Source organism: Xanthomonas sp. NCPPB 1128 (assembly GCF_001043115.1).
GTDB lineage: Bacteria > Pseudomonadota > Gammaproteobacteria > Xanthomonadales > Xanthomonadaceae > Xanthomonas_A.
The window spans coordinates 60,228-78,898 of sequence record NZ_LFME01000024.1; the positions used below are offsets into that span (position 1 = coordinate 60,228).

The 18,671-nt window shown below is 68.2% G+C and carries 16 protein-coding genes and 1 pseudogene; 7 read left to right on the forward strand and 10 right to left on the reverse strand.

Annotated features, from left to right (window positions below):
• Positions 1 to 98: 98 nt before the first annotated feature.
• Together ACP93_RS14795 and ACP93_RS14800 are read right to left on the reverse strand one after the other, a co-directional pair.
• On the reverse strand, positions 99 to 3,230 hold the full coding sequence (locus ACP93_RS14795) for an efflux RND transporter permease subunit (protein ID WP_048491438.1): 3,132 nt from the start codon (positions 3,228 to 3,230) through the stop codon (positions 99 to 101).
• A gap of 15 nt (positions 3,231 to 3,245) precedes the next feature.
• The gene (locus tag ACP93_RS14800; protein ID WP_204243699.1) at positions 3,246 to 4,394 is read right to left on the reverse strand and encodes an efflux RND transporter periplasmic adaptor subunit; all 1,149 of its coding nucleotides are present in this window, start codon (positions 4,392 to 4,394) and stop codon (positions 3,246 to 3,248) included.
• A gap of 153 nt (positions 4,395 to 4,547) precedes the next feature.
• On the opposite strand from ACP93_RS14800, the gene ACP93_RS14805 reads away from it, so the two are divergent.
• Both ACP93_RS14805 and ACP93_RS14810 read left to right on the forward strand, forming a co-directional pair.
• Positions 4,548 to 5,279: a response regulator gene (locus ACP93_RS14805; RefSeq protein WP_048491440.1), complete on the forward strand. Its 732-nt coding sequence runs from the start codon at positions 4,548 to 4,550 to the stop codon at positions 5,277 to 5,279.
• Positions 5,276 to 6,379 carry an ATP-binding protein gene (locus ACP93_RS14810; protein ID WP_048491441.1) on the forward strand — a complete coding sequence of 368 codons (1,104 nt, stop codon included), beginning with the start codon at positions 5,276 to 5,278 and terminating at the stop codon, positions 6,377 to 6,379. The genes ACP93_RS14805 and ACP93_RS14810 overlap by 4 nt, the downstream gene beginning before the upstream one ends.
• Here ACP93_RS14810 and ACP93_RS14815 read toward each other — a convergent pair.
• Both ACP93_RS14815 and ACP93_RS14820 read right to left on the reverse strand, forming a co-directional pair.
• Positions 6,376 to 7,002: a cytochrome b gene (locus tag ACP93_RS14815; RefSeq protein ID WP_048491442.1), complete on the reverse strand. Its 627-nt coding sequence runs from the start codon at positions 7,000 to 7,002 to the stop codon at positions 6,376 to 6,378. The two genes, ACP93_RS14810 and ACP93_RS14815, sit on opposite strands and share 4 nt — an antisense overlap.
• A gap of 44 nt (positions 7,003 to 7,046) precedes the next feature.
• Positions 7,047 to 7,640 (reverse strand): TetR/AcrR family transcriptional regulator, encoded by a 594-nt coding sequence (locus ACP93_RS14820; protein ID WP_048491443.1) that lies wholly within the window; start codon positions 7,638 to 7,640, stop codon positions 7,047 to 7,049.
• A 410-nt stretch (positions 7,641 to 8,050) separates the two neighbouring features.
• Between ACP93_RS14820 and ACP93_RS22150 the strand changes: the two genes are divergently transcribed.
• On the forward strand, positions 8,051 to 8,206 hold the full coding sequence (locus ACP93_RS22150) for a hypothetical protein (RefSeq protein WP_017910105.1): 156 nt from the start codon (positions 8,051 to 8,053) through the stop codon (positions 8,204 to 8,206).
• 41 nt (positions 8,207 to 8,247) lie between these two features.
• Here ACP93_RS22150 and ACP93_RS14825 read toward each other — a convergent pair whose 3' ends face one another.
• Entirely contained in the window at positions 8,248 to 8,487 is a 240-nt protein-coding gene (locus ACP93_RS14825; RefSeq protein WP_048491444.1) for a DUF1653 domain-containing protein, read from the reverse strand.
• 193 nt (positions 8,488 to 8,680) lie between these two features.
• Between ACP93_RS14825 and ACP93_RS14830 the strand changes: the two genes are divergently transcribed.
• The 4 genes and pseudogenes from ACP93_RS14830 to ACP93_RS14845 all read left to right on the forward strand — a co-directional run bounded on the left by ACP93_RS14830 (position 8,681) and on the right by ACP93_RS14845 (position 14,231).
• Positions 8,681 to 9,151, forward strand: a complete 471-nt coding sequence (locus tag ACP93_RS14830; protein WP_048491445.1) for a hypothetical protein — start codon at positions 8,681 to 8,683, stop codon at positions 9,149 to 9,151.
• 115 nt (positions 9,152 to 9,266) lie between these two features.
• Positions 9,267 to 10,070, forward strand: coding sequence for a YiiX/YebB-like N1pC/P60 family cysteine hydrolase (locus ACP93_RS14835; protein ID WP_048491446.1), 804 nt, complete (start codon positions 9,267 to 9,269; stop codon positions 10,068 to 10,070).
• A gap of 138 nt (positions 10,071 to 10,208) precedes the next feature.
• Positions 10,209 to 12,287, forward strand: a pseudogene (locus ACP93_RS14840) (methyl-accepting chemotaxis protein); the annotation flags it as partial.
• Between the two features lie 1,302 nt (positions 12,288 to 13,589).
• Positions 13,590 to 14,231, forward strand: a complete 642-nt coding sequence (locus ACP93_RS14845; RefSeq protein ID WP_048491448.1) for a DUF6766 family protein — start codon at positions 13,590 to 13,592, stop codon at positions 14,229 to 14,231.
• A gap of 94 nt (positions 14,232 to 14,325) precedes the next feature.
• On the opposite strand, the gene ACP93_RS14850 is transcribed toward ACP93_RS14845, so the two are convergent.
• The 5 genes from ACP93_RS14850 to fabR form a co-directional block, all read right to left on the reverse strand.
• Entirely contained in the window at positions 14,326 to 15,228 is a 903-nt protein-coding gene (locus ACP93_RS14850; RefSeq protein WP_048491449.1) for a manganese catalase family protein, read from the reverse strand.
• Positions 15,229 to 15,350: 122 nt separating this feature from the next.
• Positions 15,351 to 15,857, reverse strand: coding sequence for a YciE/YciF ferroxidase family protein (locus tag ACP93_RS14855; RefSeq protein ID WP_048491450.1), 507 nt, complete (start codon positions 15,855 to 15,857; stop codon positions 15,351 to 15,353).
• Positions 15,858 to 15,930: 73 nt separating this feature from the next.
• Positions 15,931 to 16,443 (reverse strand): ferritin-like domain-containing protein, encoded by a 513-nt coding sequence (locus ACP93_RS14860; protein ID WP_017910118.1) that lies wholly within the window; start codon positions 16,441 to 16,443, stop codon positions 15,931 to 15,933.
• Between the two features lie 470 nt (positions 16,444 to 16,913).
• The gene (locus tag ACP93_RS14865) at positions 16,914 to 17,780 is read right to left on the reverse strand and encodes an SDR family oxidoreductase (RefSeq protein WP_048491451.1); all 867 of its coding nucleotides are present in this window, start codon (positions 17,778 to 17,780) and stop codon (positions 16,914 to 16,916) included.
• A gap of 144 nt (positions 17,781 to 17,924) precedes the next feature.
• Complete coding sequence (gene fabR / locus ACP93_RS14870) at positions 17,925 to 18,569, reverse strand: HTH-type transcriptional repressor FabR (protein WP_048491452.1); 645 nt, start codon at positions 18,567 to 18,569, stop codon at positions 17,925 to 17,927.
• Positions 18,570 to 18,671: the final 102 nt, after the last annotated feature.

An 18,671-nucleotide genomic window follows, 5' to 3' on the forward strand; every position in this document is an offset into this window, starting at 1 on the left:
CCGCGGCGATAACGTTATTAGAGGTGTCCTAAAGCCGCTCCTACGGAGAGAAGCAGCAACGCCAGCGGCGCATCTGTTCAGAACACGGACATGTCGGTCTAGTTCTCGGTTGACGCACCACCGCCGCGTCGCGCGCGCCACTTCGCCACGCGCTCCTGCAGCCCCACCACGCAGACGAAGAACGCCGGTACGAAGAAGATCGCCAGCACGGTGCCGCTGACCATGCCGCCGAACACGCCGGTGCCGATGGCGTGCTGGGTCTCGGCGCTGGCGCCGCTGGCCAGCATCAAGGGCACCACACCCAGGGCGAAGGCCAATGAGGTCATCAGGATCGGGCGCAGGCGCAAACGCGCGGCGTTGGTCGCCGCTTCGACCAGGCCCTGGCCGTCGCGGTGCAGTTGCCGGGCGAACTCGACGATGAGGATCGCGTTCTTCGCCGACAGGCCGATGATGGTGATCAGGCCGACCTTGAAGAACACGTCGTTGGGCAGGCCGCGCAGCATTACTGCCGCCACCGCGCCGAGCAGGCCCAGCGGCACCACCAGCATCACCGACAGCGGGATCGACCAACTCTCGTACAGCGCGGCCAGCACCAGGAACACCACCAGTGCCGACAGCAGCATGAGCAGTGGCGCCTGCGCGGCCGACTGCCGCTCCTGCAGCGATTGCCCGGTCCAGGCCACGGCGAAGCCCGGCGGTAGTTGCGCGGCCAGCCGTTCCATCTCGGCCATGGCCGCGCCGCTGGACACGCCGGGTGCGGCACCGCCGGTGATGCGCACGGCCGGGAAGCCCTGGAAACGCGCCAGCTGCTGCGGCGCGTCGGTCCAGGTGGCGGTCACCACCTCGCGCAGCGGCACCATGCCGCCCTCCGTGCTGCGCACGCGCAGGCTCAGTACGTCGTCCAGTTGCATGCGCGCGGTGGCGTCGGCCTGCAGGATCACTTGCTGCATGCGCCCGGCGTTCGGGAAGTCGTTGACGTACAGCGAGCCCATCGCCGCCGACAAGGTGTTGCTGATCGCGGAGAACGGCAGGCCCATCGCTTCGGCATGCTGACGGTCGATCTCCAGGCGGATGCTCTTGCCTGGCGGCAGGCCGTCCTGATACACGCCGCTGACCACCTTGCTGTCCGCGGCCAGCTCCAGCAGCTTCGCCTGCGCCGCCATCAGCGCGGCCTCGCCGCGGTTGCCGCGGTCCTGCAGATACAGGGTGAAGCCGGAGGAGGTGCCGAGCTCGTCGATCGCCGGCGGCAGCAGGCTCATCACCGTGCCCTCGGGCAGATCGGCCATGGCCTGCTGCACACGTTCGGCCTCTTCGCTGGAGGTGGCGCCGTCGCGCTGGTTCCAGTCCTTGAGCATGGTGAAGGCCATGGCCGCGTTGGTGCCCGAGCCGGAGAAGCTGAAACCCAGGATCACCAGATTGGAGGCCAGTGCCGGGCGCGTGGCGACGTGCCGCTCGAACGCCTTGACCACCGCCAGCGTGCGCTCGCTGGTGGCGTCGGTGGGCAATTGGATCGAGGTCATGAAGTAACCCTGGTCCTCTTCCGGCAGGAATGCCGACGGCAGCACGCGCATGGCCAAGACCAGCGCCACGCACAGCACCGCGAACACCGCCATCACCCGCCCACTGCGCCGCAGCAGCCGCGTCACGCGTGCGGCATAGCGGCCGGTCAGGCGCTCGAAGCCACGGTTGAACGCGCCGAAGAAGCCGCGCTTGGCGTGATGGCCGGGCGCGACCGGGCGCAGCAGGGTGGCGCACAGCGCAGGCGTCAGGGTCAGCGCCAGGAACGCCGAGAACAGGATCGACACCGCCATCGCCAGGGTGAACTGCTGGTAGATCACGCCCACCGAGCCGCTGGCGAAGGCCATGGGGATGAACACCGCGGTCAGCACCAGGGTGATGCCGACCACCGCGCCGGTGATCTCGCGCATCGCCTTGGTCGTCGCCTCCCGCGGCGGCAAGCCTTCGCTGGCCATGATCCGTTCGACGTTCTCCACCACCACGATGGCGTCGTCGACGATGATGCCGATCGCCAGCACCATGCCGAACATGGTCAGCACATTGATCGAGAAGCCGGCCAGCAGCATCACCGCAAAGGTGCCCAGCAGCGCGATCGGCGCGACGATGGCCGGGATCAGCGTGTAGCGCACGTTCTGCAGGAACAGGTACATCACCAGGAACACCAGCACCATCGCTTCCAGCAGGGTCTTGAGCACCTGCTTGATCGAGAGCTTCACGAACGGTGCGGTGTCGAACGGGATCGAATAGGTCATGCCGGTCGGCATGCTCGCGGCCAGTTCCGCAAGCCGGTCCTTCACCGCCTGTGCGGTGCGCACCGCATTGGCGCCGGGCGAGAGCTGGATCGCCGCGCTGGTGGCGGGCGCGCCGTTCTCGCGGTTGGAGAAGCCATAGGACTGTGCGCCCAGTTCCACCCGCGCCACGTCGCCCAGGGTCACCCGCGCGCCGCCGCTGTCGGCGCGCAGCACGATGGCGGCGAACTGCGCGGGCGTGGTCAGTTGCCCGGCCACGGTCAGCGGCACGGTCAGGCGTTGCCCTTGCACCACCGGCTCGTCGCCGAGGCGGCCGGGCGCGATCTGCGCGTTCTGCTGCTCGATCGCCTGCGCCAGCTCGGTCATGGTCATGCCGTAGGCGATGAGCTTGTCTGGGTCCACCCACACGCGCATGGCCTGCTCGGCGCCGAACAACTGCACGCGGCCGACACCGTCGATGCGCCGCAGTTCCTGCACGATGTTGCGCGCCAGGTAGTCGTTGAGCGCCACTTCGTCGTAGCGGCCGTCGGGCGAGGTCAGGCCGACCAGCATCAGGAAGCCGGAAGCGGCCGATTCCACCTGCAGGCCGTTCTGCCGCACCGCCTGCGGCAGCCGCGGTTCCACCGCCTTGATGCGGTTCTGCACGTCCACCTGCGCCAGCTCCGCATTGGTGCCGGGCTTGAAGGTGGCGGTGATCTGGGCGCTGCCCGAGGTGTCCACCGTGGATTCGAAGTACAGCAGGTTCTTGACCCCGGACAGCTCGCGCTCGACCAGGCTCACCACCGAGTCGTTGAGGGTCTGCGGCGTGGCGCCGGGGTAGGACGCGATCAGCGACACCGACGGCGGCGCCACCGAGGGATAGCGCGCCACCGGCAACTGGCCGATGGCCAGGGTGCCGAACAGCACGATGAACAGGGCGATCACCCAGGCGAAGACCGGGCGCTCGATGAAGAACTGTGGCATGGCGGCGTCCCCGGTTCAGTCCGCGGCCGCGGTGGCGACCGCCGGCGGCTGCCACGCGCGTGCCTTGACCCGAGTACCGGCGCTGAGCCGGTCGATGCCTTCGACCACCACTTGCTGCCCGGCCTGCAGGCCAGCGACGACACGGTAGTGCCCCTGCACCAGTTCGCCCAGCTGCACCGTCGCGCTGCGTGCCTGCGCATTGGCGTCCAGCACCCACACCTGCGCGTGCTTGCCGACATGGGTGACCGCCTGCTGCGGCACGCGCAGCGCCTGCGCGTAGTGGGCGCGCGGCACCCGCGCCCGCACGTACATGCCGGGCAGTAGGCGCCGCTGCGGGTTGTCGACGAGGATGCGCAGCAGCACGTCGCCGGTGCCGGCATCGACGTTGATGCCGGAGAACAGCACGCGCCCGCTCAGCCCCGAGGGCGTGCCGCTGCGGTCGAGGATCTGCGCCGGCAGGCCGTCGTCGCCGGCGGCCTGCGCGCGCGCGGCCGGGTCCAACGGGTCCAGGTCGCTGGCGGACTGGCGCACGTCGACGTAGACCTGGTCGATCTGCTGGATCACCGCCATCGGCGCACTGTCGCTGGGAGAGACCAGCGCGCCTTCGGTGAGCAGCGCCTGGTCGATGCGGCCGTCGATCGGCGCATCGACGGTGGCGAAGGTCAGGTCCAGGCGCCGCCGCGACAGCGTCGCCTTGGCCTCGGCGACCGCCGCGGCGGCCTGGGTGCGCTGCGAAGCGGCGTCGTCGTACATCTGCCGGCTGACCATGCCAGACTCGACCAGCCGCTGCAGCCGGGCATGCTGCACGTCGGCCAGCACCTGCGCGGCCTGGGCGCGATGCACGGCGGCCGCGGCGGTGTCCATGTCGGCCTTGAACGGTGCCGGGTTGATCTGGAACAGCGCATCGCCGCGCCGCACGTCGGCGCCCTGTTCGAAGAAGCGGCGTTGCACGATGCCGCCGACCTGCGGGCGGATCTGCGCGCTGCGCACCGCGGCCACGCGCCCGGGCAGGTCCACGCTCACCGTCATCGGCGCTGGGCGCAGGGTCACCGCGGTGACCTGTACCGGCGCGGCCACCGCCTGCGGCTGCGCGCCGCCGCCGCAGCCAGCCAGGGCCAACGCCAGCGCCCCGCCGATTCCCAGACTCCGTACCCGTTGCCGCATGCCCATGCCTCTTGCCTCGTCGCTGCCGCCGCGGATGCGGCGGACGCCAAAGCCGCGCATGGTCGCGGCCGCGGGTTGCGCGGCGTTCGATGCTGTGTGGAGATATGATGGAGATCCGCCCGTCCGGGCCGACGCGCTTTTCGCCGCCACGCCATGTCCGCTTCCTTTCCGGGCGCCGCCGCGCCCGCGTCCGCGCCGCTGGTCCTGATCGCCGAAGACGAGAGCGAGATCGCCGAGATCCTCGTGGCCTACCTGGCGCGCAGCGGACTGCGCAGCGCCCACGCCGCCGACGGCCGCGCCGCGCTGGAACTGCACCTGGCGCTGGACCCGGACCTGATCCTGCTGGACGTGCAACTGCCCGCGGTGGACGGCTGGAAGGTGTTGGCCGAACTGCGCCACCGTGGCGAGACCCCGGTGATCATGCTCACCGCGCTGGACCAGGACATCGACAAGCTGATGGGCCTGCGCCTGGGCGCCGACGACTACGTGGTCAAGCCGTTCAACCCGGCCGAGGTGGTGGCGCGGGTGCAGGCGGTACTGCGGCGCATCCGCGGCAACGGCGCCGAGGAGGCGCGCAGCCTGCGCGTAGGCGCCTGCCACGTCGACCTGGACCAGCACGAGGCCAGTGTGCGCGTGGGCGAGCAGCGGCACGCGCTGGATCTCACGCTCACCGAGTTCAAGCTGCTGGTGCGGCTGATGCGCGTGCCCAAGCGGGTGTTCAGCCGCGCCGAGCTGCTCGACGCGTGCCTGCCGGAAGGCGACACCCAGGAGCGCACCATCGACAGCCACATCAGCAAGCTGCGCAAGAAGCTGGAAGCGCTGGGCGTGCAGGGTACGCCGGCCAGCGTGCGGGGCGTCGGCTATCGCTTCGGAACCGGCGCATGAGCCGCGCCCCCGGGCTGCGCCGCCAGGTCATCCTGTCGCTGGGCGCGCTGGCGCTGTGGATCATCCTGCTGTCGGTGGTCGGTTCCTACGTGTTCTATGCGCTGGCGGCGGCCTACCAGCCCAACAGCATCTCCGACACCTGGGTGCCGTCGCGGGTGGAGATGATGTGGATCGGCGCCACCGCGGCACTGGCCGTGGCGATCGCGGTGGCGGTGGCGGTACGGCTGTCGCGGCGCATCCTGACCCCGTTGAACTCGGTGGCGCACAGCCTGCGTGAGGTCGCCCAGGGCAATCTGCACGCGCGCGCCAGCATGGACGCGCATGCGCTGGGCGAGACCGCGCAACTGGTGCGCGACTTCAACGCCATGGCCGATCGCCTGCAGGCGATGACCCGCGAGCGCGCGTTCTGGAATGCCGCCGTCGCTCATGAATTGCGCACGCCGGTGACGATCCTGCGCGGGCGCCTGCAGGGCCTGGCCGAGGGCGTGTTCGCGCCGGATGTGGCGGCGTTCGAGAGCCTGCTGCGGCAGATCGAAGGCCTGAACCGGCTGATCGAGGACCTGCGCGTGCTCAGCCTCACCGACAGCGGGCACCTGGAACTGCAGCCGGCGCCGGCCGATCTGGCCCAGGAAGTGGAGGCGGTGCTGCATGCGTTCGGGGCCAGCCTGGACGCGCGCGGGTTGGTGTTGGAATCCACGCTGGCGCTGCGCACACCGGTGCTGTGCGATGCGGTGCGCATCCGCCAGGCGCTGATGGCCTTGCTGGAGAATGCGCAGCACTACGCCGAGCCGGGCCCGCTGCGGGTCGGCGTGCAGGCGGACGCGGGCCAATGCGTGCTGTTCGTGGAAGACAGCGGCCCTGGCATTGCGCCGGAGATCGCCGCGCGCGTGTTCGACGCCTTTCGCCGCGGCGATCCCTCGCGCTCGCGCAAGAGCGGTGGCAGCGGCCTGGGCCTGGCGGTGGTCAAGGCCATCGCGGTGGCGCACGGCGGCGATGCGCTGTGCCTGCCTGCCGGCGGTGGCACGCGGTTCGAGGTGCGCTGGCCGCTGGCGTCGGGGGAGGCCGTGGCCCGCGCGGCGCAGGTGCCCGAGCTGCGCTAGGCGCGCTCTGCCTCAGGCGGCGGCACGTCGCCGCGCACACGGGCCACGCGCCCCGGCAGCATGCGGGTCAGCACCGCGTCGCGCCGTACCCAGTGATGGAAAAGCGCGGCGGCCACGTGCAACAGCACGACCACCCAGGCGATCCACTTGCCGATGAAGTGGTGCACCACGTCGATCGGCGCTTCGAAGGCCTCCCAGCTCAGTTGCCAGGTGCGGCTGATCCAGGCGAACAGCGCGGTCTCGTTGAAGCCGGGGATGCGGAACAGGCCCAGGTCGGTCGGCGCGCCGGTGCCGATGTAGCCGGTCAGCGGCATCACGATCAACAGCGCGTACAGGCCCACGTGCGCCAGGTGCGCGAGCCGGTGTTCGAGCGCCGAGCCGGGCGGATCGTCCGGCTGCACGTCCAGCCAGCGCCACAGCAGCCGCGGCAGCACCAGGAACCCGACCAGCAGGCCCAGCACCCAGTGCAGGTTGAGCACCGGCAGCGACGCGTCCGAGGTGTCGTCCATGAACCAGATGACGTAGTACACCACCGCATAGGCGCCGATGAAGGCGGCGGCGGTGGTCCAGTGGAACAGCTTGGCGAGGGCGCCGAAGCGCTGTGCGGTATTGCGCCAATGCATGTGCGTGATCCTGGGCGAGTGGCGAAGCGGGGCGTGCTGCGGGGTCAGCGCGTGCGCAGGCTGTCGAGCAGCCGGTCAAGGGCGTCCAGCGCGTCGGCCAGCCCCGCATGCAGGTCGGCGTCGGGCTCGGCGATCCAGAACGCCGCCTCGGTGATCGCGCCGTAGAGCATGCGTGCCATCACCCCGGCATGCAGCGGCGCCACCGTGCCGGCAGCGATCAAGGCTTCCAGCGCTGCCTGTAGCGCGGCGATGCCCACCGACTGCGCGGCCGGCGGCACATCGCCGAACACGGCGCGCGCGTCCTGCAGGATGATCCGGCGGATCTCCGGCTCCAGCGCCAGTTCCAGATAGGTACGGCAGCGGCGGCGGAAGCCCTCCCACGGCGTGGGCGCGGCGTCGGACACCGCCTGCAGGCGCAGGCCGACCTCGGCCTCGATCTGCTCGATGACCGCGATCAGCAGGCCGTCCTTGCTGCCGAAGTGGTGGTACAGCGCGCCGCGGGTGAGGCCGGCCTCGGCGGTCAACACGTCCATCGCGGTGTGCGCGAAGCCGTGTGTGGCGAATGCCTGCCGTGCCACGGCCAGCAGGCTGGCGCGGGTGGTCTCGATCATCTCGCGGCGGCTGCGGCGCTGGTGCATCGGGGGGATCTCATTCACATACGCGGCGTACGTTATTTGCGTACAGGGCGTATGTCAATGTGCCTCGATTGGATCCGGACCACGCCCGGCAGGTCTGGTGGCTCGCCAGCAGGTACGCCATCGCGTGCCACCACGGGGGCATTCGCCACGAACGCCTCTGCCAGGCATCGCCGTCACCGCCAGCGCAGTAACCACGGCATGTGGAGGGCGTTGGGTGACAAACCCGAGCGATGCCGGGGCGTGTCGCGAGGGCCGTCGCCAGGGCTGCCGACGAGACGCGTCAGGGCCGATGCATCTCGATGTCGTACGCACGCGACGCACGCGTCGCGCCGACGTCGCTCACGCGCTAGCCAAGGCCTTCACTACGTGTGTGGTGTGGTGACCGCTGTGCAACCGAATTGGAATGTCGAATGGACACCACGCTGATGCCCTGGGTCGCCGGACTGTTCGTCCTGCTCATTGCCGCGATGCTGTATCTGGTGACGCGCGCCAAGAAGAACCGCAACCGTCCAGCACAGGATCACGCCGCGACCAAGAGCGACGTGGACAGCGCGGCAAAGCGCTAGCGCGTCGGGTCAGGCGCGGCCGCGGCCATCGCCCGCATCGGTCAGGCGTCCGCGTCGAGCGGCGCAAAGCGCGGGCGGCGCACGCCGTCCACCTCCACCTGCTCGACGAACATCGGGTACGGCCGCACCCACATCGCGCCTTCGCCGTAGAGCGGCCGGTACAGCACCAGCGGTTCCAGCGTCTCGCTGCTGCGGACCACGCCCAGCACCTCGTACTCGCCGCCTTTGAAGTGGCGGTAGCGGCCCAGGGCGATCGGGGGCAGAGGGCTGAGGTCGCGCATCGAGGCGTCCGTGTGGGGCGGGGAGCGGGAGTGTAGCCGCATCGGGCATGCCGGGTCGGGGGGACGCCTGCGTGCGCCGCAGCTCGGGAAGTGCGGCGTGGATCCCGGATCGCCACGTAGACGAAGGCGTCCTGCCTTTGCAGTGCAAGCAATGCTGGCAGACATGGGAGCGAGGGCGCCGATACCGTGACGGATGGCCCGAACGACCCGACAGGCGCCGCCCCCGCCGGCGCAGACATGGTGGCAAGGACTCTCGTTCAAGCGCACCGCCGCCGAGGTATCGGCGGTGCTGGTGGTGATCGGCGCGACCTACGGCTTCGTGCAGTACGTGGAGGTCAAGCCGCTGCAGCGGCAGTTGGCCGAAGCGCAGGCCGGCGCCTGCGATGCCAAGGCCGCGGCCATGTCGATGATGCTGAGCCTGTTGCCGGGCGAGAGCCGCACGCTCTTCGACGGCGCGCTGACCATCGCCAATCTCACGCCAGCGCAGGACAATGCCAAGGTGCGCCTGCGCATCGCACCGCTGGGCGCGGCTGTGGTCGACAAGCTGGAACCCGTGCCGGGCGACCGCTTCCTGGTGCAAGTGCCGGGCCGCGGTCGCTACGCGGTCTACCTGCGCTCCAGCAGCGCGCAGTTCGTGGAGCTGTCGATCCTGCGGCAACCGTGAGCCGGCGTGAGCCGTGCGCTGGCGCTGGCACGCCATTCAAGAAATCCCGTGCAAGGCCGCCATCCCTGTTAGCGAAGCCGTTTCGCCGAAGCGGCCGTCCCCCGGGGGAACGCGCATGCTGTCCTTGCCACGTTTGCTGGGCCGCCACCTGGCCAAGTTTCTGTCCAAGCCGCGCCGCCACGGCTCGCAGCTGCCGACCAGCCCGCCGCATCTGCTGCGCGCCACGCTGCGCAAGGGCGACGTGCTGCTGGTCGAGGGCAACAGCCGCTTCTCCACCGCCATCAAATACCTGAGCCAGTCCACCTGGTCGCACGCGGCGCTGTACATCGGCGACCACGTGGCCGCGCTTCCCGGCGAGGACGCGCCGCTGTTCTGCGATGTCGACATCAATGTCGGCGTGCGCCTGGTCGGGCTGAGCGAGTTCGCCGGCCTGCACACGCGCATCTGCCGCCCGGTCGGGTTGAGTGCGCAGGAGATCGAGACCGTGGTGGAGTACATGGTCTCGCGGGTCGGCAACAGCTACGACCTGAAGAACATCTTCGATCTGGCGCGCTATCTGATCCGCACGCCGCCGCTGCCGTCGTCGGTGAAGCGTCGCTTCCTGGAGTTGGGCAGTGGCGAGCCGACCCGGGCGATCTGCTCGACGCTGCTGGCACAGGCCTTCGGGGCGATCCGCTACCCGATTCTGCCGGAGATCGACCAGACGCCGCCGGTGGGCAGCGAAGCCGCGGAAGACGCGGAGATCCTGTATCCGCGCCATCCCAGCCTGACCTTGCCGCGCGATTTCGACGTGTCGCCGTACTTCAACGTGGTCAAGCCGCGGCTGCAGCACGGCTTCGACTTCCATCGCCTGGTGTGGGAGCCCCACACCGCCGCACCGCACGCAGACCCGACGCCGCTGGATGCGGCAATGGCCTGACTGAAAACGTCTTCAGCGCGGAACGGTGTTGCCCGTTCATCTTGTTCAACCCGCTGCCGTTCAAGTTCGACTGCATGCGGGCCGATACCAGAGTCCGTTTTTAGGGTTTTTCCTGACACCATGACTCCCATCCAGTTCCTGCGCCGCCGTATCGCCAATCTGCCGATGGCACGCAAGTTCGTCGTGCTGTGCACGCTGATCGCGCTCGGCGTGATCCTGCTCGCCGTCGCCGCAGCGCGCCTGCAGTATCTCGACCTGATCGATGCGCGCAAGCAGAGCGTCAAGACTCAGGTCGACATGGGCCTGAGCGTGATGCAGCACTACGCCGATCTGGCCAAGCGCGGCGAGATGACCGAAGCGCAGGCGCAGGCGGCCGCCAAGGGCGCCCTCGCCGACATGAAGACCAACGGTGGCGTGGACTATTTCTTCATCGTCGATCCGCAGATGCGCATCGTCATGCACCCCAAGCGCGCGGTCGGCACCGACATGAGCGGCTACAAGAGCGATGCCGGGGAATACGTCTATCGCGATATCCAGACCGCTGTGCGCAGCGGCGACGGGTTCAGCTATTACACCGCGCCTAAGCCCGGCAAGTCGGTGCAGCTGCCGAAGATCAGCTACGCCGCGCTGTACCCGCAATGGAACTGGGTCCTGGCGATGGGCGTGTATGCCGAAGACATCCAGGCCGAGGCGATGGGCTTCACCAAGATCCTCGCCGTGATCGGCGGCGGCTTGGTGGTGCTGGTGGTGGGCCTGTGCTGGCTGATCGCCGGTGCCATCGTCACGCCGCTGCGCGGCGCGACGCGCACCGCCGAGGCGATCGCCTCCGGCCGTTTCGACAATCCGATCAAGGTGGAGTCGCGCGACGAAACCGGGCAGCTGATGGCCAGCATGCAGCAGATGCAGACCCAGTTGCAGCGCTTCAACGGCGAGATGCAGACCCTGGTGCGGCTGCAGCAGGGCGAGGACATCAGCCACCGCATGCCGGAAGACTTCCCGGGCGACTACGGCACGCTGGCGCATGGCATGAACACGGCGCTGTTCGAACACCTGGACGCCATCGTCGAGGCCATGGCGATCATGGACGAGTACGGCCGCGGCGACCTGCGCCGCGACATGCGCCGCCTGCCGGGGCAGCGCGCCGCGCTGCACGAGGCGCTGGACGTGGTCAAGACCAACCTGTCAGCGGTCAACGGCGACATCGCGCGCCTGGCCGATGCGGCCGCCCGCGGCGACTTCAGCGCGCGCGGCGACGAGGCGCGCTACGAGTTCGCGTTCAAGGAAATGGTGGAAGCGCTGAACCGGCTGATGCGCCAGGCCGACAGCGGCCTGGCCGACGTCGGCCGGATCATGGGCGCGATCGCCGACGGCGATCTGTCGCAGCGTGTTGACGTGCGCTACGAAGGCGCGTTCGGCAAGCTCGCCGATGCCGCCAACCGCACCGCCGAACAATTGACCGGCATTGTGCAGGGCATCCAGCGCGCGGTCGGCTCGATCAACACCGCCGCCAGCGAGATCGCCAGCGGCAACAGCGACCTGTCGGTGCGCACCGAGCAGCAGGCGGCCAGCCTGGAAGAAACCGCCGCCTCGATGGAGGAGCTGACCTCCACGGTCAAGCAGAACGCCGACAGCGCGCGCCAGGCCAACCAGCTGGTGCTGAGCACCGGCGAGGTGGCCGAGAACGGCGGCCGCGCGGTCGAGGAAGTGGTGACGACCATGGCCTCGATCAGTGCCGCGTCGGCGCGCATCGCCGACATCATCGGCGTGATCGACGGCATCGCCTTCCAGACCAACATTCTGGCGTTGAACGCGGCGGTGGAAGCCGCACGCGCCGGCGAACAGGGCCGCGGCTTCGCGGTGGTGGCTTCGGAAGTGCGCTCGCTGGCGCAGCGCTCGGCCGCCGCGGCCAAGGAGATCAAGACCCTGATCTCCGACTCCGTGCAGGAAGTGGAGCAGGGCTCGACCCTGGTCAACCGCGCCGGCACCACCATGGCCGAGGTGGTCACCTCGGTGAAGCGGGTCACCGACATCATGGCCGAGATCTCCGCGGCCAGCGCCGAGCAGAGCGCGGGCATCGACCAGGTCAGCAAGACGGTGATGCAGCTGGACGAAAGCACTCAGCAGAACGCGGCGCTGGTGGAAGAAGCCAGCGCGGCGGCCAAGAGCATGGAAGACCAGGCGGCGGAACTGGCGCGTGCGGTGGCGGTGTTCCGCCTCGCCGGCGGTGCCGCCATCAGCGCGGCACCTGCCCCCGCGGCAAGGCCGCAACCGGCCAGACCGGCGGTGCGTGCCGTCGCTGCCGCCAAGCCCAAGCCTGCGGCCTCCGTGCGGCCACCTGCGGCCAAGCCGCGCGCGATTCAGGGCGTGCCGGCGGACAGCGCGGAGTGGGAAGAGTTCTGAGCCAATGCGGCGTGGCGGCCTTTGCCGCCACGCCGTGGTCGCTCGCTTTTTGTAGGAGCGGCTTCAGCCGCGACGGCTTCCCGCGCAGGACTTCGCGGCGACTGAAAGGCACCTCGAACAAGCTGCTTTTCCGCGCTCAGCGCGACATACCGTGACGCTCGTAGGAGCGGCTTCAGCCGCGACGGCATTCCCGGTAACGCCCGTCGCGGCTGAAGCCGCTCCTACGATGGGTATCCGTTGTTGCATGTGCTCCTGAAGTCGCTCCCTATTGCATCCACGTGTGCTGGTGAAGGCGCGAGGACATCCCGCATTTCGCTGAGGCGGACAACCGCTTGGAAAGCGACCGCTCCGAAGCAATGAACGGTGTCGAATAGACCGATGCCGCAGATGCCGACGCAGACGGATGCGCTTTTGTAGGAGCGGCTTCAGCCGCGACCCCTGATCGGGAACGCCCGTCGCGGCTGAAGCCGCTCCTACGATGGGTATCCGTTGTTGCATGTGCCCCTGAAGTCGCTCCTATTGCATTCACGTGTGCTGGTGAAGGCGCGAGGACATCCCGCATTTCGCTGAGGCGGGCAACCGCTTGGAAAGCGACCGCTCCGAAGCAATGAACGGTGTCGAATAGACCGATGCCGCAGATGCCGACGCAGGCGGATGCGGATGCGTTTTTGTAGGAGCGGCTTCAGCCGCGACCCCCTGATCGGGAACGCCCGTCGCGGCTGAAGCCGCTCCTACGATGGGTATCCGTTGTTGCATGTGCCCCTGAAGTCGCTCCTATTGCATTCACGTGTGCTGGTGAAGGCGCGAGGACATCCCGCATTTCGCTGAGGCTGGCCACCGCTTGGAAAGCGATCGCTCCGAAGCAATGAACGGTGTCGAATAGACCGATGCCGCAGATGCCGACGCAGGCGGATGCGGATGCGTTTTTGTAGGAGCGGCTTCAGCCGCGACCACATGATCGGGAACGCCCGTCGCGGCTGAAGCCGCTCCTACAAGTGACGGCATCGCCCGGCAGCAGAGGCGTGTGCGATACCGTCTTCATCCATTCTTTGCCCATCGCTGCCTATGGTCGCAGCGAGGGCGCGTCGGCATCGCGGCGCGTGGAGGAGAGCCGATTCCATGTTCTGGAAACGCAACAGCCTGTCGATCGTCTTGCTTGCGCTGAGCCTGCTGTTCATGGCCGGCCAGGCGCTCAGCGGCCACCAGGCCTACAACGAGGAGCTGCGCCAGCAGGGGCTGGCGACGCTGCCCATGTGGCAGTACCTGCATACCGGCCATTTCATCGGCGCGCTGTTCGAGAACTGGGAGAGCGAGTTCCTGCAGATGGGCATGTACGTGGTGCTGACGGTGAAGCTGCGCCAGTGGGGATCGGCCGAGTCGCGGCCGCTATCGCCGGGGCAGGAGGACGACGCCGTCGCGCCCGGTCCGGTGCCCTGGCCAGTGCGTGCCGGTGGCATCTGGCTGGCGCTGTACGAGCGTTCGCTGGCACTGGCCTTCGGTGCGCTGTTCCTGCTCAGCTTCGTCCTGCACGCGCTGGGCAGCTGGCGCCACGAGGTGGCCGAGCAGGCGATGCAGCACCAGCCGCCGCCGTCCTTCTGGGAGCATGTCAGCGGTGCGCAGTTCTGGTTCGAATCGATGCAGAACTGGCAGAGCGAGTTCCTCGCCGTGTTCGCGTTGGTGGTGTTGACCATCTGGCTGCGGCAGAAGGATTCCCCGCAATCCAAGCCGGTGCGCGCGCCGCATCGTCAGACCGGCGATTGATCGCGGGACTGCCCACCACGGCGACTGGCGGATATGCGAACGCCGCGATGTTCGTGCATCGCGGCGTCGGTGCCATCGAACCGGCAGTGGAACGCTAGCGCGCCACGCTGCCCTTGGTCGACCCGGCGCCGGGGCCTGCACCGAGGTCGGCACCGGTGGTCGGGTCGCTGTCCGGTTGCGACAGCGTACGCGCTGCCAGTGCCTGCACCGCGCTCTGTTCCAGCTCGCTCAGCCCGACACTGGGGACGCCGCTGCCACCGTCCACCGCCACCTGGCGGTTGCGGTCGGCGATCGCTTCCCACTGGCTGCCGCTGTTCCAGGGGCCGTGCATGTCGCCGTCGCCCTGCGACATGTCGTAGTAGCGGTCGGTGAAGGCCGGATCGCCCGGCAGCTTGCCCGGCGGGAAGTTCGGCTCGATCGAGTACAGCGCCTTCTCGAACGACTTCTGGTGGGCCACTTCGCGGGTCATCAGGAAGGTCAGCGCATCGACGATGCCGGGATCGTCGGTGACATTGATCAGGCGCTCGTAGACGATCTTGGCGCGCGCCTCGGCGGCAATGTTGGAGCGCAGGTCGGCGGTCGGTTCGCCGATGCTGTCCACATATGCCGCGCTCCACGGCACGCCGCTGGAATTGACCAGGGCCGGGCCGCCGCCGTAGAGGATCTGCTGAGTCTGGCTGGTGTTGTTGTTGAGGGTGAGGTTGCGCATGTCCTCGGCCTCGGCCATACCTTCGGACAGCACCGCCTTCGGCCCCTGGTTGAGCATGGCGATGATCGAGCCGATGATCTCCAGGTGGCTGAGTTCCTCGGTGGCGATGTCGTACAGCAGATCCTTGCGGCCGGGGTCGACTTCGCCGATGGCCTGGGTGAAGTAGCGCATGGCCGCGGCGAGCTCGCCTTGCGGGCCGCCGAATTGCTCCAGCATCAGCGAGGCCAGCGCCGGGTCGGGTCGGGCCACGCGGACCGTGTACATCAGTCGCTTGTTGTGCATGAACATTGGGAATCTCCTGGAGTGCCGCCCGAACGTCGTGACGACGCAATGGCGCGACCGGCGGCCGCGCGTGGGGGACAGGCGTCTGGGACGCCGCGACCCGCGTTGGCAGGTCGCGGCCGGGGCGGTCAGGCCGCCTTGCGCTTGCGCGCGGCTTCTTCGTTGCCACCCTGTTCGGCAAGCAGGGTCAGCTTCTCGTCGGTGGACTTCTCTTCGTTGAGCGTTTCCAGCAGCAGGCTCAACGCATCGTCCATGCCCAGTTGCTTGGCCATGGCGGCGAGGGTGCCGTAGGAGGCGATCTCGTAATGCTCGACCTTCTGCGCGCCGCCGATCAACGCGGCATCGCGCACCGGACCGGCTTCGATCGACTCGATCACTTCCTTGCCTTCCTCCACCAGGCCCTCCATGGCGGCGCACTTGATCCGCTTCAGGCGCAGGTTGCCCTTTTCGACGATCTGATCGATGCGTTCGATCTGGCCCTGGGTTTCCTCCAGGTGCGCTTCGAATGCGGCGCGCAGCGCCGGGTTGGTGGAGGCGCGCGCCAGGCGCGGCAATGCCTTGGTGAGCTGCTTCTCGGCGCTGTAGATGTCCGACAGTTCGTGGATGAACAATTCGTCGATGGTCTTGACGGCCATGGGAGTCTCCGGTCGGTGATGGATGGTGGTGTTGCGGGGGAATGCGCGCGTGTCGTGTCGTGTGCGACGGCGCTCAGTGCTTGGCGGTTTCGCCTTCGGTGCGCTCGCGCTTCAGGAATGCCAGGATCGTGGCCTCCTGGTGTTCGATCAGCCATTCGGCCATGGCGATTTCCTGGTCGAGGATGGCGGCGCAGATGTCGGCGATCTCGGTCTGCCCGGCTTCCTTGGCGGCGATGACCAGCGAACGGTAGCTGGCGATCTCCATATGCTCGAACGCATAGCTCACGCCCAGGCTCTTGGCCACTTCGTCGCTCATCATCGAATTGCCGGCGGCATGCACCGAGGCCATGACGCTGGCGACCGTGCCCTTGATCGTGGGGATCGAGCCGTCGAGGATTTCGATGCAGCGCTTGACCTGCTCGGACTGATCGCGGGTTTCGTTGACGTGCTGCTCGATGCGCGCCTTCAGCTGCGGGTAGTGTTCCAGGCGGCCGGCGGTGGCGGTGAGCATGGTGTTGGCCTCCTGCTCCATCGCGTAGGCGTCCTGCAGCCACTTCAACAAGCGTTCGGTGTTGCTTCGGGTCATGGATATCGCTCCAAGATGTTGTGCGCGACGCAACGTGCATCGCATCGCGCGTCCGTGTGTTTTTCCCCTGTGGGACTCACGCTAGACCCGCCGCCGTTACAGGCGTTGCAGGGCAGGGTGAATGCTTTGCGAGATGCGGCGTGAGGAAACATGCACATGCGGCAACGCCGGCGATGCCGCTCTTGCAGAAGGTTTTCCGTAGGAGCGGTTTCAGCCGCGACAGGCATTCCCGGGAACGCCTGTCGCGGCTGAAGCCGCTCCTACGTGAGAGCGCGTTGGGTCTGCGAATGGCCCGCCGCCGGGACGGCGGCAGGCACTGCATCATGCGTTGCGTTGCGCGTTAGAGCGCGTGGGAAACCGGAACTTCGAGGGACAGTTCCGGGAGAACCATCGCGGCTGAAGCCGCTCCTACAGTGTCGCCAGCGGTGATGCTTTTCCGAATCCCGATTCCCCACTCCCGAATCCCCGCGCTACAGCGTCACCGCTCCGCCGGAAATCGTCAGCAGCGTGCCCGAGGTGTAGCTCGAGGTATCCGCGGCCAGCAGCACATACGCCGAGGCCAGCTCCGCCGGCTGGCCGGGGCGGCCGAACGGGGTCTGCTCGCCGAAGGTGCGCACCGATTCCTCGTCCATGCCGGTGGGGATGAACGGGGTCCAGATCGGCCCTGGCAGTACCGCATTGACCCGGATCTTCTTCTCGGCGAGCAGGCCGGCCAAGCCGATGGTCAGGTTGGCCAGCGCGCCCTTGGTGGCCGAGTAGGGCAGGATGTTGGGCGTGGGCTTCTTCGAGTTCACCGAAGCGGTGTTGATGATCGAGCCGCCCTCGGGCATGTGCGGCAGCGCCAGCCGCACCAGGTGGAACGGCGCGTGCACGTTGGTGGCGAAGGTCTTCTCCCACTCGTCGAGGGTGATCTCGTCGAAGCTGTGGAAATAGCGCTGGTAGGCCGCGTTGTTGACCAGCACGTCGAGGCCGCCGAAGGCCTCGGCCACCGTCTTGATCAAGCTCTCGGCCTGTGCGCGATCGCTGATGTCGCAGGGATGCAGCAGCACGCGCACGCCGGCGTCCTCGACCAGCGTGGCGATGCGCTCGGCATCGTCCTGCTCGTCGGGCAGGTAGGCGATGGCGACATCGGCGCCCTCGCGGGCATAGGCGATCGCCACCGCCGCGCCGATGCCGCTGTCGCCGCCGGTGATCAGGGTGCGCTTGCCCTGCAGCAGGCCGTGGCCGACATAGCTGTCTTCGCCATGATCCGGTTTCGGATCCATGGCCTGGGTCTTGCCGGGAAAGGATTGCTGCTGCGCCTTGAACGGCGGCGACGGATAGTTGGGAACGGCCATGGGCATGCCTCGTTGGGAGAGTGTCCAACGAGGGTGGGCAGACGCAGGTAAAGCCGGGGCCAAGGCCATGTCGGCGGCATGTCACGATGCGGGCAAGCGCCCGTGCCGGCAACTGTGCGGTAGTGACGCCTCCGCGCCGCGAATTCAGCTGGCGGCGAGCGTACGCGCGCCGACGATGATCATGCGCAGCATCGCGGTGATCTGCCGGATCAGCTCCGGATCCTTCTCCGGCGGCAGATCCATCGCGGTGGCGCCCATCGCGAACACCAACCGGGTGATCGCCTTGGACACCAGCGCCGGTTCGTGCAGCGGCGCGCCTTCCAGCGCGGCCAGGCGGATCAGGTCCACTCGCAGTTCGTCCTCGAAATAGTTCAGCTCGCGATCGACCGCGTGCTTGAACGCGTCCGAGCCGACCGTGCCCTCGCGTAACAGGACGTGCAGCAGCTTGTCGTCGGCGCGCAACTGTTCCATGAAAGTCTCCACGGAACTGAGGATGATGCTGCGGCGGTTGCCGGCGGCGCGCTGCCGCGCCTGGCCGATGATGGTGCGCAGCGAGCTGCCGGCCAGGTCGATCAGCGCCACCGCGAGTTCGTCCATGTCGCGGAACTGGCGGTAGAAGCTGTTGGGGGCGATGCCGGCCTCGCGGGTGACCTCGCGCAGGCTCAGCGTGGACACGCTGCGGTGCGGCCCGATCAGCTTCAGCGCCGCCGCCAGCAGGTCCTCGCGCGAGATCGCGCCTTTGCGGACGCTCGGGAGGTCCGTGGACGGAGGAGGGGAGATCGTCGTCATGGGCAGACCGTGCCAGGCAATGAGGGATGATACCGCCATTGCTGAATGCACAACTGTATAGACATCTGTATCTTCGCCTGTATAGTGGACACCCATGAACGC

Bases quoted from the DNA above. Each gene is read 5' to 3' on its own strand.
- ACP93_RS14795 (WP_048491438.1), bottom strand. From the start codon at position 3,230: ATGCCACAGTTCTTCATCGAGCGCCCGGTCTTCGCCTGGGTGATCGCC.
- ACP93_RS14800 (WP_204243699.1), bottom strand. From the start codon at position 4,394: ATGCGGCAACGGGTACGGAGTCTGGGAATCGGCGGGGCGCTGGCGTTG.
- ACP93_RS14805 (WP_048491440.1), top strand. From the start codon at position 4,548: ATGTCCGCTTCCTTTCCGGGCGCCGCCGCGCCCGCGTCCGCGCCGCTG.
- ACP93_RS14810 (WP_048491441.1), top strand. From the start codon at position 5,276: ATGAGCCGCGCCCCCGGGCTGCGCCGCCAGGTCATCCTGTCGCTGGGC.
- ACP93_RS14815 (WP_048491442.1), bottom strand. From the start codon at position 7,002: ATGCATTGGCGCAATACCGCACAGCGCTTCGGCGCCCTCGCCAAGCTG.
- ACP93_RS14820 (WP_048491443.1), bottom strand. From the start codon at position 7,640: ATGCACCAGCGCCGCAGCCGCCGCGAGATGATCGAGACCACCCGCGCC.
- ACP93_RS22150 (WP_017910105.1), top strand. From the start codon at position 8,051: ATGGACACCACGCTGATGCCCTGGGTCGCCGGACTGTTCGTCCTGCTC.
- ACP93_RS14825 (WP_048491444.1), bottom strand. From the start codon at position 8,487: ATGCGCGACCTCAGCCCTCTGCCCCCGATCGCCCTGGGCCGCTACCGC.
- ACP93_RS14830 (WP_048491445.1), top strand. From the start codon at position 8,681: ATGGCCCGAACGACCCGACAGGCGCCGCCCCCGCCGGCGCAGACATGG.
- ACP93_RS14835 (WP_048491446.1), top strand. From the start codon at position 9,267: ATGCTGTCCTTGCCACGTTTGCTGGGCCGCCACCTGGCCAAGTTTCTG.
- ACP93_RS14845 (WP_048491448.1), top strand. From the start codon at position 13,590: ATGTTCTGGAAACGCAACAGCCTGTCGATCGTCTTGCTTGCGCTGAGC.
- ACP93_RS14850 (WP_048491449.1), bottom strand. From the start codon at position 15,228: ATGTTCATGCACAACAAGCGACTGATGTACACGGTCCGCGTGGCCCGA.
- ACP93_RS14855 (WP_048491450.1), bottom strand. From the start codon at position 15,857: ATGGCCGTCAAGACCATCGACGAATTGTTCATCCACGAACTGTCGGAC.
- ACP93_RS14860 (WP_017910118.1), bottom strand. From the start codon at position 16,443: ATGACCCGAAGCAACACCGAACGCTTGTTGAAGTGGCTGCAGGACGCC.
- ACP93_RS14865 (WP_048491451.1), bottom strand. From the start codon at position 17,780: ATGGCCGTTCCCAACTATCCGTCGCCGCCGTTCAAGGCGCAGCAGCAA.
- fabR (WP_048491452.1), bottom strand. From the start codon at position 18,569: ATGACGACGATCTCCCCTCCTCCGTCCACGGACCTCCCGAGCGTCCGC.